Origin of the sequence: Vibrio sp. B1ASS3 (genome assembly GCF_905175355.1) — a bacterium.
Classification (GTDB): domain Bacteria; phylum Pseudomonadota; class Gammaproteobacteria; order Enterobacterales; family Vibrionaceae; genus Vibrio; species Vibrio owensii.
The window spans coordinates 777,735-793,421 of sequence record NZ_HG992743.1 but is presented as its reverse complement, the minus strand read 5'-3'; the positions used below and the strand labels follow the sequence as shown (position 1 = coordinate 793,421).

The following is a 15,687-nucleotide window of genomic DNA, read 5'->3' as shown; positions in this document are numbered from 1 at the left end:
CGAAAGAAAGTGTTGTTTAGTTAAACATAAAAAAAGCCCTTTCCAACCGGAAAGGGCTTTGACTTAGTTCCCAAAATTTTTGCCGTTTTACAGCAGTTCCACCGACTGTTGAGCGATAACCCACTCTTCATTGGTAGGAATAACTAGCGCTTTCGCACCAAGCAACTCAGATGTAGCAACAACACCTGCGTTACCAAATCGAGCGTCTTCGTTACCTTTCACATCTTCAACGAAACCTAGAAGTTTAAGATTCTTCAGGATTTCACTACGGATTGGCATTGAGTTTTCGCCGATGCCGCCTGTAAAGATGATGCCGTCGAATGAATCAAGAGCAGCAAGGTAAGACGCAATGTATTTAGACACACGGTATGTAAATACTTGGAATGCTAGAGTTGCACCTTCGTGACCCTCTTCCATCGCTTCCAAAATACCGCGTGCATCGCTTGTTAGGCCAGAAACACCTAAGAAGCCAGAAGCTTTGTTCAAAGAGTTGAACACTTTCTCTTGAGACCAACCTTTCTTAAGAAGGTACTCAATGATGCCTGGGTCAAGGTCACCACAACGTGTGCCCATCATTAGGCCAGACAGAGGCGTGAAGCCCATTGACGTATCAACAGACTCGCCGTTGTTAATTGCACAAACAGAAGCACCATTACCTAAGTGAACAGAAATGAAGCTAGATTCTTGCACTGGCTTGTTAATCATCTTCGCAGCTTCACGGCTTACGAAGTAGTGGCTAGTGCCGTGGAAACCGTAACGACGTACGCCGAAATCAGTGTAAAGTTCTTTCGCGATAGCACCAGTGAATGCGCGTTGAGGCATTGTTTGGTGGAATGCAGTGTCGAATACAGCAAACTGAGGAAGGCTTGGAAACGCTTCGATAGCAGCGCGAATACCGATAGCACCTGCAGGGTTATGTAGTGGAGCAAGGTCTGCAAGTTTTTCGATTTCAGCCGTTACTTCTTCAGTAATGCGAACAGTTTGTGTGAACTTCTCACCACCGTGAACGATACGGTGACCTACAGCCACGATGTCTTGAGCCAGACCTAACTCTTCGGTTAAACCTACCAGCTTACCAATAGCGATCTTGTGATGGCTATCGTCGCCTTCGATTGCGACTTCCTTTTTCTCACCGTTGAATTTCCAGCTCATACGAGCGTCTGATAGACCAAAGCATTCGCCCAGACCACTTAGCACAGCATCGCCAGATTGAGAGTCGATTACTGCAAATTTTAGTGATGAGCTACCAGAGTTGATCACCAGTACAAACGAATTAGACATGAAATAGTTTCCTGTTGTGGAGCAGAGGTTGTAATTGCGCTTCCGCGCTGCGTACTTCTTGTTTGTGTCTTCTATTATTCAATAATTTTTTAATCTTTCAACTATCTTTTAGTAATAGTTTTTTAGTTGAACATTTTTTGTTGATCTATGACAAGTTTAGATTTTATTTGAAGACTAAAAAATATCTCTTATTACAACAAATGTATGAATAGTCATATTTGTACAAAACCTAAAGTATGAGCTACGTTGTTTAATGAGAATGAAAAACTAACAAACCTATCAATAGGTCGGGATAATAACGTGCCCACATTTGCCTTTGTATTGGTCATAATAGGCCTAGTTTTGCTCTGCTGGGGATGGCAGATGACAAAAAGTATTTGCTCGAAGACAGACGTTCCAGGGTGGATCGTGTTGTTAATTTTAATCACCGGGTTCATATTTGCCTACGCGGCCTTTCTTCATGAGATCATCAATAAACCTGTTGCTTCGCTACTAGAAACAGGATTGGCGCTACTGCTATTTGGTGGAAGCATTTTTGTTGTGCTCGTCATCAAATGGAGTAACGATTCAATAAATGAGCTGCATAAGGTCGCAGAGCGAGAGAAACACAATGCTGTTCATGACTCTCTTACCGGGCTCCCAAATCGAAAGTTCTGCTTTGAACAAATTGATGACCGCATCCAAGAAGGCGCCCCCTTCTCTGTTATTCTTTTTGATGTGGTCAATTTCAAACAGATCAACGATGCGATGGGCCATTTCAGTGGAGACCTACTGCTGATTCAAATCGGGCAAAGGCTTCAAACAGAACTGACCGGAGACGACGAAATTTTTAGAGTGGGCGGCGACGAATTCGTGATTCTCACTTCTTGTGCGGAACACAGCGCAGGCTCAAACCTCGTCGGACGATTGGATAATGCGATGTCTCAGCGTTTCAATCTCGGTGAATTTCAGGTCTCTTCTCGTGTCGTTTTTGGCATCAGTACATTTCCTTTTGATGCTGACTCAAACGATCTTCTTATTAAGTGTGCAGATATCGCGATGTACCATGCCAAGCGCAACGGACAGTTAATGGCGTTTTACAATGAAGACATGAACGTTGGTGCTAAATACCAACTCGAAATCTCATCACGTATTCAATGTGCTTTAGAAAAAGAAGAGTTTCAGCTTTATTACCAACCTTTGATTGATGCTCACACCAACCTTGCAGTCGGCTTTGAAGCGGTAATTCGATGGCGTGATGGCAACGGAAAAAACATCTCACCGAATGACTTCATCCCAATTGCAGAACGCAGCAATCAAGTACACAACATCACCATGTGGGTGCTGGATCAAGTCGAAAGAGATCTATTGAGCCTTATCGAACAAGGCATTCGCTTGCCTGTACACGTAAACCTATCAGCCAAAGATCTATCCTCAAATTTACTTTTCGCTAGGCTCGATAGGATGCTTAGCGAAAATCCTAACTTTGCAAATCTCATTAGTCTCGAGATCACCGAAACGATGGCGATTGATCGCGTGCTTGAGCTCAACCCACTTATCAATCAAATCAAAGGACTGGGCATCAAAATTAGCTTAGATGATTTTGGCACCGGTTATTCTTCCCTCTCCCTATTGCGAGACTTGCCTGTCGACCAAATCAAAATCGACCGTTCCTTTTTGAGTACCGCAAGCAAAACTGAAGGCACTCGCTCTATTGTCGAAAACACCATAGCGCTCGCTCACGGCCTTGGTTACTCAGTGGTTGCAGAAGGCGTTCAAGACATGGATACACTTCACTTCTTACGCAGTCGAGGCTGTGACATCATCCAAGGCTATCTATTCTGCCCTGCTCTACCGCTAAACGAAGTCATCAGTTGGGTGAACAATCACGACGAAGAACAACATCGAATTCGACGCGCATAAAAAAACCGAGCACTTGGCTCGGTTTTTAAATTCACTTAATGATTAAGCAATTATGCGTCTTGCGTGCGACGACCACGGCCGTGACCACGTTCACCACGGTGCGCACCACGGTGATCACCACCACGGTTGCGATCGAAACGACGTTCGCCACCTTCACGGTTACCATCACGGTTGCCATCGCGGTTACCACGGAAGCCACCTTCGCGACGACCGCCTTCACGACGTTCACCACCACGGTTGCCGCCTTCACGGTTGCCACGGTAACCGCCGCCATCACGACGACCACCATCGCGACGACCACCGTCACGGCGACCACCACGAGACTCACGGAAGTCATCGAAGTCACATACTACAGCACCAACATCTTGTTGACGGATACGTAGTTTGCTTAGCTTGTTCGCAGCGTCTGAAGTCATTGCTTTAGGTAGCTGAACGAATGTGTGACCTTGCGCTAGCTTGATCGCACCGATAGAACCTTTACCAAGACCTAGTTCGTTTGCTAGAGCGCCAACGATGTCTTTAACTTGAACACCTTGCTCACGACCAACTTGAAGCTGGTAAGTATCCCAATCTTGAGTGTTGAAGCTACGGCCGCCTTCACGACCACCTTCACGGCGCTCTTTACGACGTTGCTTGTCACGCTCAATCGCTTCAACCATTGGGTCTTCGCCAATGTAGAATAGAGGACGTTTACCTTGCTGACGCTTAAGAAGCATTGCAGCAAGCATCGCTGGGTCGATCTCAAGAGAAGTTTGTAGTTTCTCTACTAGCTCAGCGAATTTGTCTAGTGACTTGTGCTCTTTCTCAGCTTCCAGTTCAGCAGCTAGCTTGCTTAGACGAGCTTCAGCAACTTGGTCACGTAGAGGAAGTTGGATTTCTTCCATAGATGACTTAGTTACACGCTCGATAGTGCGAAGCATGCGGATTTGGTTAGTGCGAACTAGAAGGATCGCTTTACCTTTACGTCCAGCACGGCCAGTACGACCGATACGGTGGATGTAAGACTCAACATCGAATGGGATGTCGTAGTTGAATACGTGAGTAATACGTGGAACGTCTAGACCACGTGCAACAACGTCAGTTGCAACTAGGATGTCGATAACACCTTGTTTAATGTGATCAACAGTACGCTCACGTAGAGACTGAGGAATATCGCCGTGTAGTGCAGCAGCTTTAAAGCCACGTGCAGATAGCCAATCAGCTAGACGCTCAGTGTCTTGACGAGTACGTACGAATACGATTGACGCGTCAGTTTCTTCAGTTTCAAGAAGACGAGACATCGCTTCATCTTTCTCTACACCCTTCACTACCCAGAACTGCTGTTGAACTTTGTCTACAGTGTGGTTCTTACCAGCAACGTCAACTGTTACAGGTTCACGTAGGAAGCGCTCAACAATGTTTTTCAGCATTGGAGGCATAGTTGCAGAGAATAGAACGCGCTGTGCAGATTCTGGAGCGTGCTCCATGATCGCAGTTACGTCGTCTACGAAACCCATGTTTAGCATTTCGTCCGCTTCATCAAGTACGAAAGTATTTACTTCGTCAAGATGTAGACGTTCACGGTTGATAAGGTCTTGAACACGGCCAGGAGTACCAACAACAACGTGTGCACCGTTTTTAAGAGCACGCATTTGATCGACGATAGATGCACCACCGTAGATTTCTAGAACTTTAAGACCCTTGATGTTTTTACCAAGGTTTTTCATTTCAGCCGCAACCTGGATCGCTAGCTCACGAGTTGGAGCAAGAACGATTGCTTGTGGTTTACGTTGATCAAGATCTAGCTTGTTTAGAAGAGGCAGAGAGAATGCTGCCGTTTTACCTGTACCCGTTTGTGCCTTGCCCAGCGCGTCAGCACCTTCCAATAGGTGTGGGATTGCCGCAGCCTGAATTGGAGTTGGTGACACGAAACCCATTCCGTCTAGAGCAGAAAGGATAGAATCATTCAGAGATAAATCGCTGAATTGAATAACAGAATCTTGCATTGGGATCCTACTTAATTAAACAAAAAAACAGTCCCATATGCTCTTCCAATTCGATACTGATCCATCCAGTTACTAAATCCATTCAGACAGGAATTAGCACAGTACACAACCGCGATAAGCCATTAGGGACGACTAAGGGAGGCGGATTATTCCTTAAATGCATAAAAAAAGCTAGAAAAAATTGAATTACATCACAATTTATTCTCACTAATGGTATTATTCGCATAAATTTCCACCTCTCCCCCGATTCTCCGGAGAGAAAAGCACCAACAAGCTGTTCAATTCATCAATAATTCACAGCGAATTTGTGTGCTTTAGGTAGTAATAATAGTGCGCAATGATTATAGTGTGCCCAATTCCATTGGTAAGTTAAAAAAAAGATGTTTCAAGATAATCCGCTATTAGCTCAGCTTAAGCAGCAAATCCAAGAAAACCTGCCTAAAAAAGAAGGCTCAATCAAAGCAACTGATAAAGGCTTTGGCTTCCTGGAAGTGGACAGTAAAACCAGCTTCTTCATCCCACCAGCGTACATGAAAAAGTGCATGCACGGCGACAAAGTAGTTGCCATCATCCGCACAGAAAACGAACGCGAAGTCGCAGAACCACAAGAGCTGCTAGAACAAGCCGTAACTCGCTTTATTGGCCGAGTAAAAATGTTCAAAGGCAAGCTAAACGTAGCACCTGATCACCCGCAGCTGAAAAAGCTTTCTCTTAAAGCGAAATTAAAGAAAGGTCTAAAACCTGATGAATTCGCAGAAGGTGACTGGGTTGTCGCGCATCTAATTCGCCACCCACTTAAAGGCGATAACTCTTTCTTTGTAGAAATTTCAGAGAAGATTACCGATTCAAACGACAAGATTGCACCTTGGTGGGTAACGCTTGCTCAAAATGATCTACCAAACTCTGAGCCAGCAGGCATCGAGAACTGGGAACTGAAAGACGACGCGGATCTAGAACGTGTAGACATGACTCACGTTCCTTTCGTGACTATCGATGGTGAATCAACCAAAGATATGGACGATGCGCTGTACGCGAAGAAGACAGAATCTAGCGATTTCGAGCTGACTATCGCAATCGCAGACCCAACAGCGTACATCACACCTGAAGACGATATGGATAAGGTGGCTCGCGAACGTGGCTACACTATCTACCTACCAGGTCGTAACATCCCAATGCTGCCTCGCGATCTAGCAGATAACCTATGTTCTCTGATTGAAGGCGAAGTCCGCCCTGCTATCTGCTGTACAGTAACAGTAAGTAAAGATGGCGTGATTGGTGATGACATCAACTTCTTTGCAGCGAACATCAAATCACACGCTCGTCTAGCATACGACAACGTATCTGACTGGCTAGAAAACGGCAGCTCGGATAAATGGCAACCATCAGAAGAGATTGCGACGATTGTACGCGACCTATTCGACTTCTCTCGTGCTCGTGCTGAGTGGCGTGAAAAGAACGCAGTTGTGTTCCCAGATCGTCCTGACTACCGTTTCGAACTAAGCGAAGACAACGATGTGGTAGCGATCCACGCTGACATGCGTCGTAGCGCAAACCGCCTAGTTGAAGAGTCGATGATCACTGCAAACATCTGTGCTGGCCGTACGCTACGTGAAAAGTTCGAGACTGGCGTATTTAACACACATGCAGGCCTAAAAGCAGAGAAGATCGAAGAAGTGGTTGAACTGGTTAACCCAGAAGGCACACTAGAATTCACTGCAGAATCTATCGCAACACTAGAAGGCTTTGCCGCACTTCGCCGCTGGTTAGGTGAGCAAGAGACGTCATACTTAGACAACCGTATTCGTAAGTTCCAAACGTACAGTGAAGTAGGTAATCAACCTCTTCCTCATTACGCTATGGGTCTTGATATCTACGCGACTTGGACTTCACCAATTCGTAAATACGGAGACATGATCAATCACCGCATGCTGAAGGCAGTTATTTTGAACAAAGAACCAGTTCAAAAGCCAGATGATGAAGTGGGCGAAGAGCTGGCTCTGCACCGCAAACACCACAAAATTGCCGAGCGAAACGTGTCTGATTGGCTATACGCACGCACTCTAGCGGACGAGCCAAACAAGAAAACGTGTTTCACAGGTGAGATTTTCGATATTAATCGTGCTGGTGCACGTGTCCGACTTCTCGAAAATGGCGCAGCAGCCTTTATTCCTGGTAGCTTGATTCTTGATAATAAAGAAAGAATTGAGTGTAACGGCGACAACGGTACCATTTCTATCGACAAAGAAGTGGTATACAAGTTAGGTGACACATTGGAAATCGTTCTAGCAGACGTGAACCAAGAGAACCGCAGCATCGTTGCAAAGCCGACCCAGGTATTCGCTGATAAACCAGCACCACAAACAGAAGAAACTGTGAGTGAATAATACCGATTGAAGTTTAAAGGCGCTCAAATGAGCGCCTTTTTTGTATGTCATACAAGAAAGATAAGAACGAATATGCCGAACATTGAGATCATTCGCTTTAATCACTTCACTGCTCGCAAAAGTGAACGCTACACCGCTACACACAACGGCCTATACGTTGTTGAAGAAGGCTCACTCGTTATTAATCAGCCTAGTGGTGAACAAATTGAACTAAACGCAGGAGACTTTACGCTTTATAACTCCGCAGATTTGCGTAGTGCTGAAGCCAAACCAGGCAATTTCAAAGCACTCGCACTCGTCTTTGATATTGGTTTGTTTAGTGAGTTTAAATCTGTGCATCCTAATGTGCAGTCAGAAGCTGAAGAACGCCGCTTCTACCCTTTCTCTTCAGAAAGCCAATCATCAATTGCACAGCTTAAAGACGCGTTAATTGAGTTAGCGGACAATAAAGCGCCCCAGTACGCTCAGGGTCATATTGCCCTAGCCCTACTCTCATTGATGGTCGAAGTGCAGCCGGACATACTGTCAATCATTGATGATGCAAGCAGCCTAACCGCTTCTCAGAAGGCAATTAAGTACATCGAAAAGAACATCGAGAAAGACATCACATTAGAAGCCTTAGCTACGCACATGAGCATGTCTATCGCGACATTAAAACGTAGATTGGCAGCGGAGAACCTTTCGTTCTCGCACATTTTGAAGGTGAAACGTATTAACCACGCTGCGACACAACTGCGCGTATCGCAGAAATCGATCACTCAGATTGCATTTGAATCAGGCTTTAAGAGTGCCGCCCACTTTAGTACAGCATTTAAATCGATTTACAGCATTACGCCAAAAGAGTTTCGTAGCCAAATAGCAAAGTAACGCTTGGCACGCTACGCGTTAGCAGGCAGAGAAATCTGTTAATCCCAGAAACACGCTTGAGGGTCGCTTTCTAATTCGGCGAGAAGCACCTCAAGCGTTTCACTACTCGGTAGCTTTTCATAAGGTACCCAGACCAATTCTTCTTCACGATAGATCGGCACATAAAAGCACCAAAGCTGAGTTTTAGCATCAAATAGAATTTTAGCGATGGGAGACGTGTATTCACTGTGTTGTGAATCAAGTAAGAAGTGCGCATGATAAAGCTCGACACCGTTCTCTATAGGCTCGTATAAGCACTTCCCTAGCGCTTCGACTGGCAAATTGACATTGCGCCTAGCGCAGAGCGTTTGAACCAACTTGTGCAAGCGACTGGTCGCCATTTGAGACACGGACATGAGCGTACTCCTGATATGTTGTTCTTAGTATATACCCAAGTGCCTGAGAGAGGCAGAAATCACCATCGGGGCATGCGCCCGCTCAAACCTAGAATAGCATCCCATTTGATGCCGAAAAGCTAACTGCGTCACCTCTTTCGCTTCAAATCAGTAAAACCCACCCACCCGATATTATTGATAGTTATCAACATAAATCGAGCGCAATCGATCATTCGCTATGGATATCAATCTGCATTCACAAAAGTGTAACCTGAACGAAATATGATGAGCGCTGCTATATACCGTATATGGAGTTAAATATGTTACGTCTTTCTGTGGCGACCTTACTGGCCATGGCTCTGTCCCTTCCTTCTGCTATGGCAAAAGAAGTCAATATTTCAGGTTCTACCTCTGTTGCACGCGTAATGGATGTATTGGCTGAAGAGTATAATAAAACGCACCCTGATGATTACATTGCCGTTCAGGGTATTGGCTCAAGCGCAGGCATCACGATGGTGAACAAAGGCGTGGTTGAGATTGGCATGAGTTCGCGTTATCTAACGGAAAGCGAGAAAGGCGAAGATCTTAACGTGTTCCCTATCGCTTATGACGGTCTTGCTGTTGTTGTTAACCGCACTAACTCTGTAGCCAACCTTTCGGAGCAACAACTGTTTGATATCTATAAAGGTAAAGTCGACAACTGGAAACAAGTTGGCGGTAACGATCAACCTATCGCTGTGGTAACACGTGAAGCTTCTTCTGGCTCTCGTTACAGCTTTGAAAGTTTGCTAGGTCTTACCAAGATCATCAACAACCGTTTGGTTTCAGACATTAACCCAAACAATCTTGTGGTAAACAGCAACAGCATGGTGAAAACCATTGTTAACCATAACCCACATGCGATTGGCTTCATCTCGGTTGGCTCTGTTGATCGATCAATAAAAGCCATTCAGTTTGAAGGCACGGATCCGACGGCAAGCAACATCGCTAATCACAAGTACAAATTGGCGCGTCCATTCTTGGTTCTGTACAAAGTGAATGGTCTGGATAAAGCCGGCAAAGACTTCGTGAAGTTCCTGAAATCGGAACAAGGTCAAAAAGCGATTGCAGATTACGGCTACACTCCAGTGAAAAGCTTCAATCAATAAACCGCAGACACAAAAAAAGAGAGCCAAATTCGGCTCTCTTTTTTGTTTGAATCTTAGAATGCAATTAGAAGTGTAATTGAATCACTGAAACAACCACAGCGCCTGGTCGACGAATGCCTTCAATTTCTACTTTGATTTCACGCTCAATTTCAAGACCTTTCTTGATTGGCGTGATTTTAGTTAGCGTACTCGATGCGCGTACGTTGTTGCCTGCTTTTACTGGGTACGGGAAACGTACTTGGTTCAGACCCAGATTCACCACCAATTTCGCTGTTGGGAACATTGGATTTTCTGGATCAACAGAATCGGTCAACTTAGGCAAAAGCGCCAACGTAAGGAAACCATGAGCAATCGTAGTCTTAAATGGAGACTCTGTTGAAGCACGCTCTGGATCGGTATGAATCCATTGCATATCTTCAGTTACCGAACCAAACTGGTTAATACGTTCTTGAGATACATGAACCCAATCACCCACATGGATCACTTCGCCCACTTTCTCGCTTAGCTCATCAAATAGAACTTGCGCTTCTGGTTTTAGGACAATTGGATCTGGTTGACAAATGACTTCCTCATTTACAGCTGGCTGTTGGTGATCACGTACTTTAGAAAAAAGAAAGCTGCTTTGTGCTCGACCTAAAAAGTCACCCCAATAATCGCGTAGCGTTGGAGACATCCAATTCATAAACTCTGATTGGTGAGCGGAAATCGCACCAACTTTGTCTTTAAATAGATTCGTGACTTTCATAAAAACCCTTCGATAAATTCAAGCACAACTGGCTATACCAGTTAATTTTGAATTAACTCACACTATGTTGCAAATACTTTCGGGCGAACACATGTATACTCAAAGTCATTTACTTCTTATTTTTCATAAAGATAGCAATAAAACACTATTTTATTAAGTAACCACAACATAAAGTAAATACTCTACAAAATACTGTAACAACTGTCCTTTTTGGTGCCCTTTCGTACTAATCCTCTCTATGGATGTGACCACAAAACAAGCAAACAGTTCTTTTTCATTAAAACAATGCTTTACAACGTTTCTACCTCACCCTATTATACGTCCCGCAACGGAGAGATGGCTGAGTGGTTGAAAGCACCGGTCTTGAAAACCGGCATACGTTAATAGCGTATCTAGGGTTCAAATCCCTATCTCTCCGCCACATTTAGAAAGCCTGTTGAGAAATCAACAGGCTTTCGTCGTTTTAGCATTTGGAAAATTACGGGATTTCTAAATCCCTAGTCGAGTGCGACCCCAGCACTCCGCCACATTCCAGTAAAGAGCCCGCTAAGAGATTAGCGGGCTCTTTCGTATTTCAGTGCTTTAAAGGGATTAGCCCAAACCCCTCCTTGAATGCAAGCCCAGACTAGGCGTCCCCGAACTCCCCACATTTAGAAAGCCCGTTGAGAAATCAACAGGCTTTCGTCGTTTTGAATCTTGTAAAATACAGAACTGTTTATTCCTTAGTGGCTTGCTCCCCCACTACATACTCTTCCCTTTCACCTTCTTCTAGATTTACTGACCAACTCCCCACTTATCGCAATAGACGAAAAAATCTGCACATCAATCCGTTCTATGCAGACTCAAGACTTGTTATAACTAGGAGCAAGATAACAATAAATCATGGAAGACAGACACAATGCCGATTCAATTTCATCAGCTTACTGCAAAGGAAAACACATCTACTCTCTCTATCGACGATTGGCAGATTGATGCCGGACAATCTTGGGGTATTTTTAGCTCTGAGGGCGATATTGGCTCGATGCTTGGGGACTTACTGTGTGGAGAAATCAAGCCTGAATCCGGTCAACTGAACATCGAGCGTTGCCATATTGCTCAGGTCTCTCTTTCCGAGCAACAGCGATTGTTGGAACTGGAGATAGAAAAGGACGATACCGACTTTCTTGACCGTATTGACCAAGGTAGTTCCGTTTACCAGTTAATTTTTGAAGTCTGCCAAGATAAAGCCTTCACACAGACTCTGATTGAAGATCTCGACCTTTCACACTTAACTGAAAGCGGCTTTCGAGTGCTTTCAACCGGCGAAACACGACGCGTCATGCTTGCCCGAGCGCTTGCGACCAAGCCTGACCTCGTTCTGCTAGATAACCCGTTCACTGGTTTAGATATCGCTCACCGTGCGTCATTGACGGCTTACCTTCAAACACTCTCTCAATCAGTACAAATGCTGATTACCTTCTCTCGTGAATCTGACATGCCTGACTGGATAGAGCGCATTGCTCTGTTTAATGGTGGCAAACTCGATAGCACCATGGACAAGCAAAGCTGGGATAATCACCCTATCATCGCACAGATCAAATCCCAGTCAGAAAAACAAAGCGAAGAGATGATGACTTTGATTCGTCAGCATCAGCATTCAACGCACTTCGATAATCCTATCTTTGAGCTAAAGAATGGTAAGGTGGAATACACCGAGAAGACCATTTTCACCGACTTAAACTGGCGTATCGATAAAGGTCAACACTGGCAAGTAAAAGGGCCAAATGGTTGCGGGAAAAGCACCTTGTTAGGGCTGATATTTGGCGATCATCCGCAGTGTTACAGTAACGACATCCATATCTTTGGTAAGAAACGCGGCACTGGCGAGACCATATGGGAAATCAAACAACATATTGGTATGGTTTCTTCGGCATTGCATCTCCAATACCGCGTCAATTGCAGCGCTTTAGAGGTGATCTTATCCGGATTTTATGACTCAATTGGTCTCTATTCCCAACCAAGCAAAAAAGAAATCAACGTTGCGAAAGAATGGCTGACGATTCTCCACATGGAACAATACGAGAAAACCTCTTTTAAACAACTCGAATACGGGCAACAACGTTTACTACTGATTGCACGAGCCATTGTAAAACAACCGACGCTGTTGATTTTGGATGAGCCATACCAAGGCTTGGACTACTTGGGACGGGTGCTGGTGAAAAACACGCTAGAGCTGATTGCCAAAGAGAACCTAAGCCAACTTCTTTATGTTTCCCACTATCAAGAAGATGGCTTGGATAGCATTCAGAACTATCTTGAGTTTAAGTTCGATGAGCAAACTCACTGCTATAAGGGTTACATCGATTAAAGCCCTATTTACTGCCCACCACTTCCGCGTATGGGAGTGGTTTGGCGTATAAATACCCTTGATGCAGTTTCACGCCGAGCATTTTTAAATGTGCTGCCTGCTCTTGGGTTTCTACACCTTCGGCAATCAAATCGACTCGTAAATCCCCTGCTAAACGAACAATTGCATTTAATACCGTAGAGTTCACGCTCTCAATGCCAATTGTGTCTATGAAGCATTTATCTATTTTCAGGTAATCAACCTTCATGTGTTGAAGTACCGCCAGTGCGGTCTGCCCTGTACCAAAGTCATCAATGAGCACCTGAATACCATGTAGCCTTAACGCTGTAATATGGTTACGTGCGTTGCCATCAATCAATTGCCTCTCGGTAATCTCTATGCTGAGGTCAACGTTGTACGCTTTCAACTTGCGATGAATCGTTTCAATTTTTCTTATTATATGAGAACCCGTGAAATAGCCCGGAGGGACATTCACACCAAGATGAATCGGGTAATCAAACTTTTCTTTTGAGAAATCCTCACAGGCTCTATCCAAGACAAAGTCGGTAAGTAATTCAACTAAGCCGCTCTCTTCTGCCGCAGGTACAAATTCATCAGGAGAGATGAAGCCTCGCAGTTTATGCGGCCAGCGGATCAAGGCTTCATAACCAAACGTCTCTCCCGTACTGGTATCCACTTGAGGTTGGTAATACAACACGAGCTCACGCTTCTTGAGTGCTTTTTTTAGTTCGGAGACAAGACTTCGCTGAGGATCGATAAAGCGATTAATTATGAAGATCAAAAGGTAAAACGCGAGCAAAATAGGAATGGCAGAAACGATGTAAGAAAAGCGTTTTTGCTCAACGTAAAAGTCACTGGCTTCCACTAATGCCTCATAATCAAACAACTTTGAGTAGCCGAGCGACACGGCATTTTCACCCTTCATAGAAGCATCTTTAGGCGCGGAATCCTTACCAACAAACATGGCAGAACGCTTTAAACGTACATCATTACGATAGCCAATCGTCGCGCCAAAGTAGTCTCTATCAACGATAGTAACGGCTTGGTATTCCGGAGCATCCTCTTTTGGTGTGATCAGAAATAAGACTTGGTCAGGGTAGCCTGTAATATGGCCTAAAGTGAGCTCTCCTTTACGATATAACTGGACATAGTTGTCCATCGGACGTTTCATTGCTCCCAACTTCGAGGAACAAATAATCTGACCATCTTTTACAATCAGGGTCTCGTCGATATGCCTTTCAAACATCAAATTTTGTTGTATCGCTTCACAACGTTCCGGATTAATCAGAGCGGTCCGATTCTCTGTCTCTATTTGAAACAGAATTTCATCCGCAACTTGAAGGTTTTTATCAAGAATATGGTCTAGATTTCGCTGGACGCTTTGATGCGCTAAATAGAACACCTCCGCGACAATAAGAGGTAACGGGAGCAAGTATATGATGGCTTTTTTTAAAAGCTCTTTATTTATCATCTAGAAGTTATCTCTTATCTTTAAGAACAAGGAAGAAAAAAGCCATTAACACTTACTCATCAACCACTTAAAACGCTCCAGAGTAAGCAGAGGCACTAATCAGCACTACAGATTGAGTATGGTTAACAAGCTACAAAGGTACAAACATAACAATGAGTTATTGATACATGGCTCATTTCAGAGACAGAGTGTATCAACATTCTTGCTTTCATAGAGATGAGTGAAGAGAAATTCACACAAAATTTGCCTATCTCACTTCTTCCCAAGTCGTTCACAAAGGCATGGATACCTTGTCAGTCAGATTCCCGTTGGCACCCAACTCAGGCAAAGAAAACATTAATAGGCTATTTTCTCACTGTGTGAGAATATCCATTTCTAATTATTTTCCTTTTCTCAGCTATTAAGAATTATAGTTGTTGCCTACCCATTATCACGTTACAACACGCTCATGACGACAAACAAAGCCAACGCTAATCAGGTAAACGAAAAGGCGCTGCAATTGCTAATGCAAGTCGCAGTTAGTCAGTTCCCAGTCTCTGCGAAAACGCTCAGTGAACAACTGAATGTGCCTTTGAGCAGTCTTTATCGACACTTGAAGCTACTTAAAGAGTGGAACCTGATTGAAGAAAGCGTACACGACAAAACATTTGTAGTTGGTCCTGCCGCCCTGCTGTTAATGCACAGCTATGAAACCGCTCAGCACGGTTTGGATATGGTGGAAACCATCCTTGCTCGCTTGGTTCAACAAACGGGTGAAATGGCGGCTTATATGGTGCCATCTGGTTATCGTGCGCTTTGTGTCAGACAAAAAGAGAGTATGCAGGCGCTTCGATGCAGCTACGTCCAGGGTCAAAGTCAACCATTGCTTCGTGGCGCCTCATCTAAGGTGATGCTGGCTTTCATGCCTCAAAGCCGTTGCGAAAAAATCTTGCGTCATTTTGGGCAAGATCATCGTCTCAGCGAGTGGGAACAAGAGCTCAGCACCATCCGTAAGAACGGATACGCTGTTAGTACATCAGAAATTGATCCTGGTGTATCTGGTATCAGCGCACCAGTCATGAAAGGAAGTAAGTTGATTGGTGCAGTCTCTGTGATGGCTCCGGCCCACCGAGTCGAAAAGGATAAGCAGCGTATCATTTTGCATGTGTTGCAGGCAGCGAGGGCGTTGCCGCCAGAAAGGTAA

At 44.5% G+C, this 15,687-nt stretch carries 11 protein-coding genes and 1 tRNA gene; 7 read left to right on the top strand and 5 right to left on the bottom strand.

The features are described from left to right. Positions 1 to 87: 87 nt before the first annotated feature. Positions 88 to 1,281: an acetate/propionate family kinase gene (locus tag KJB05_RS22025; RefSeq protein WP_208444713.1), complete on the bottom strand. Its 1,194-nt coding sequence runs from the start codon at positions 1,279 to 1,281 to the stop codon at positions 88 to 90. Positions 1,282 to 1,644: 363 nt separating this feature from the next. Between KJB05_RS22025 and KJB05_RS22020 the strand changes: the two genes are divergently transcribed. Continuing rightward, positions 1,645 to 3,183 carry a bifunctional diguanylate cyclase/phosphodiesterase gene (locus tag KJB05_RS22020; RefSeq protein ID WP_033006261.1) on the top strand — a complete coding sequence of 513 codons (1,539 nt, stop codon included), beginning with the start codon at positions 1,645 to 1,647 and terminating at the stop codon, positions 3,181 to 3,183. 50 nt (positions 3,184 to 3,233) lie between these two features. On the opposite strand, the gene KJB05_RS22015 is transcribed toward KJB05_RS22020, so the two are convergent. After that, the gene (locus tag KJB05_RS22015) at positions 3,234 to 5,168 is read right to left on the bottom strand and encodes a DEAD/DEAH box helicase (RefSeq protein WP_005440656.1); all 1,935 of its coding nucleotides are present in this window, start codon (positions 5,166 to 5,168) and stop codon (positions 3,234 to 3,236) included. 380 nt (positions 5,169 to 5,548) lie between these two features. Here KJB05_RS22015 and rnb point away from each other — a divergent pair, with 380 nt between their 5' ends. Together rnb and KJB05_RS22005 are read left to right on the top strand one after the other, a co-directional pair. Beyond that, positions 5,549 to 7,552: an exoribonuclease II gene (gene rnb, locus KJB05_RS22010; protein WP_208444714.1), complete on the top strand. Its 2,004-nt coding sequence runs from the start codon at positions 5,549 to 5,551 to the stop codon at positions 7,550 to 7,552. 72 nt (positions 7,553 to 7,624) lie between these two features. Then, positions 7,625 to 8,419, top strand: a complete 795-nt coding sequence (locus KJB05_RS22005) for an AraC family transcriptional regulator (protein ID WP_208444715.1) — start codon at positions 7,625 to 7,627, stop codon at positions 8,417 to 8,419. Positions 8,420 to 8,457: 38 nt separating this feature from the next. On the opposite strand, the gene KJB05_RS22000 is transcribed toward KJB05_RS22005, so the two are convergent. Continuing rightward, the gene (locus tag KJB05_RS22000) at positions 8,458 to 8,814 is read right to left on the bottom strand and encodes a DUF3024 domain-containing protein (RefSeq protein WP_009704672.1); all 357 of its coding nucleotides are present in this window, start codon (positions 8,812 to 8,814) and stop codon (positions 8,458 to 8,460) included. 299 nt (positions 8,815 to 9,113) lie between these two features. On the opposite strand from KJB05_RS22000, the gene KJB05_RS21995 reads away from it, so the two are divergent. Next, positions 9,114 to 9,941, top strand: a complete 828-nt coding sequence (locus tag KJB05_RS21995) for a phosphate ABC transporter substrate-binding protein (RefSeq protein WP_208444716.1) — start codon at positions 9,114 to 9,116, stop codon at positions 9,939 to 9,941. 64 nt (positions 9,942 to 10,005) lie between these two features. Here the strand turns inward: KJB05_RS21995 and KJB05_RS21990 are convergent, their stop codons facing one another. Continuing rightward, positions 10,006 to 10,686 (bottom strand): MaoC family dehydratase, encoded by a 681-nt coding sequence (locus tag KJB05_RS21990; RefSeq protein ID WP_208444717.1) that lies wholly within the window; start codon positions 10,684 to 10,686, stop codon positions 10,006 to 10,008. Positions 10,687 to 11,016: 330 nt separating this feature from the next. Between KJB05_RS21990 and KJB05_RS21985 the strand changes: the two genes are divergently transcribed. Beyond that, positions 11,017 to 11,107 (top strand) — tRNA-Ser (locus KJB05_RS21985). A gap of 477 nt (positions 11,108 to 11,584) precedes the next feature. Next, entirely contained in the window at positions 11,585 to 13,033 is a 1,449-nt protein-coding gene (modF, locus tag KJB05_RS21980) for a molybdate ABC transporter ATP-binding protein ModF (protein WP_208444718.1), read from the top strand. A gap of 4 nt (positions 13,034 to 13,037) precedes the next feature. Here the strand turns inward: modF and KJB05_RS21975 are convergent, their stop codons facing one another. Continuing rightward, positions 13,038 to 14,504, bottom strand: a complete 1,467-nt coding sequence (locus KJB05_RS21975) for an EAL domain-containing protein (protein ID WP_208444719.1) — start codon at positions 14,502 to 14,504, stop codon at positions 13,038 to 13,040. 448 nt (positions 14,505 to 14,952) lie between these two features. Between KJB05_RS21975 and KJB05_RS21970 the strand changes: the two genes are divergently transcribed. Continuing rightward, positions 14,953 to 15,687: an IclR family transcriptional regulator gene (locus KJB05_RS21970; RefSeq protein ID WP_005442559.1), complete on the top strand. Its 735-nt coding sequence runs from the start codon at positions 14,953 to 14,955 to the stop codon at positions 15,685 to 15,687.

Excerpts from the sequence above, each read along its gene's own strand:
- KJB05_RS22025 (WP_208444713.1), bottom strand. The coding sequence starts at position 1,281 with ATGTCTAATTCGTTTGTACTGGTGATCAACTCTGGTAGCTCATCACTA.
- KJB05_RS22020 (WP_033006261.1), top strand. The coding sequence starts at position 1,645 with ATGACAAAAAGTATTTGCTCGAAGACAGACGTTCCAGGGTGGATCGTG.
- KJB05_RS22015 (WP_005440656.1), bottom strand. The coding sequence starts at position 5,168 with ATGCAAGATTCTGTTATTCAATTCAGCGATTTATCTCTGAATGATTCT.
- rnb (WP_208444714.1), top strand. The coding sequence starts at position 5,549 with ATGTTTCAAGATAATCCGCTATTAGCTCAGCTTAAGCAGCAAATCCAA.
- KJB05_RS22005 (WP_208444715.1), top strand. The coding sequence starts at position 7,625 with ATGCCGAACATTGAGATCATTCGCTTTAATCACTTCACTGCTCGCAAA.
- KJB05_RS22000 (WP_009704672.1), bottom strand. The coding sequence starts at position 8,814 with ATGTCCGTGTCTCAAATGGCGACCAGTCGCTTGCACAAGTTGGTTCAA.
- KJB05_RS21995 (WP_208444716.1), top strand. The coding sequence starts at position 9,114 with ATGTTACGTCTTTCTGTGGCGACCTTACTGGCCATGGCTCTGTCCCTT.
- KJB05_RS21990 (WP_208444717.1), bottom strand. The coding sequence starts at position 10,686 with ATGAAAGTCACGAATCTATTTAAAGACAAAGTTGGTGCGATTTCCGCT.
- modF (WP_208444718.1), top strand. The coding sequence starts at position 11,585 with ATGCCGATTCAATTTCATCAGCTTACTGCAAAGGAAAACACATCTACT.
- KJB05_RS21975 (WP_208444719.1), bottom strand. The coding sequence starts at position 14,504 with ATGATAAATAAAGAGCTTTTAAAAAAAGCCATCATATACTTGCTCCCG.
- KJB05_RS21970 (WP_005442559.1), top strand. The coding sequence starts at position 14,953 with ATGACGACAAACAAAGCCAACGCTAATCAGGTAAACGAAAAGGCGCTG.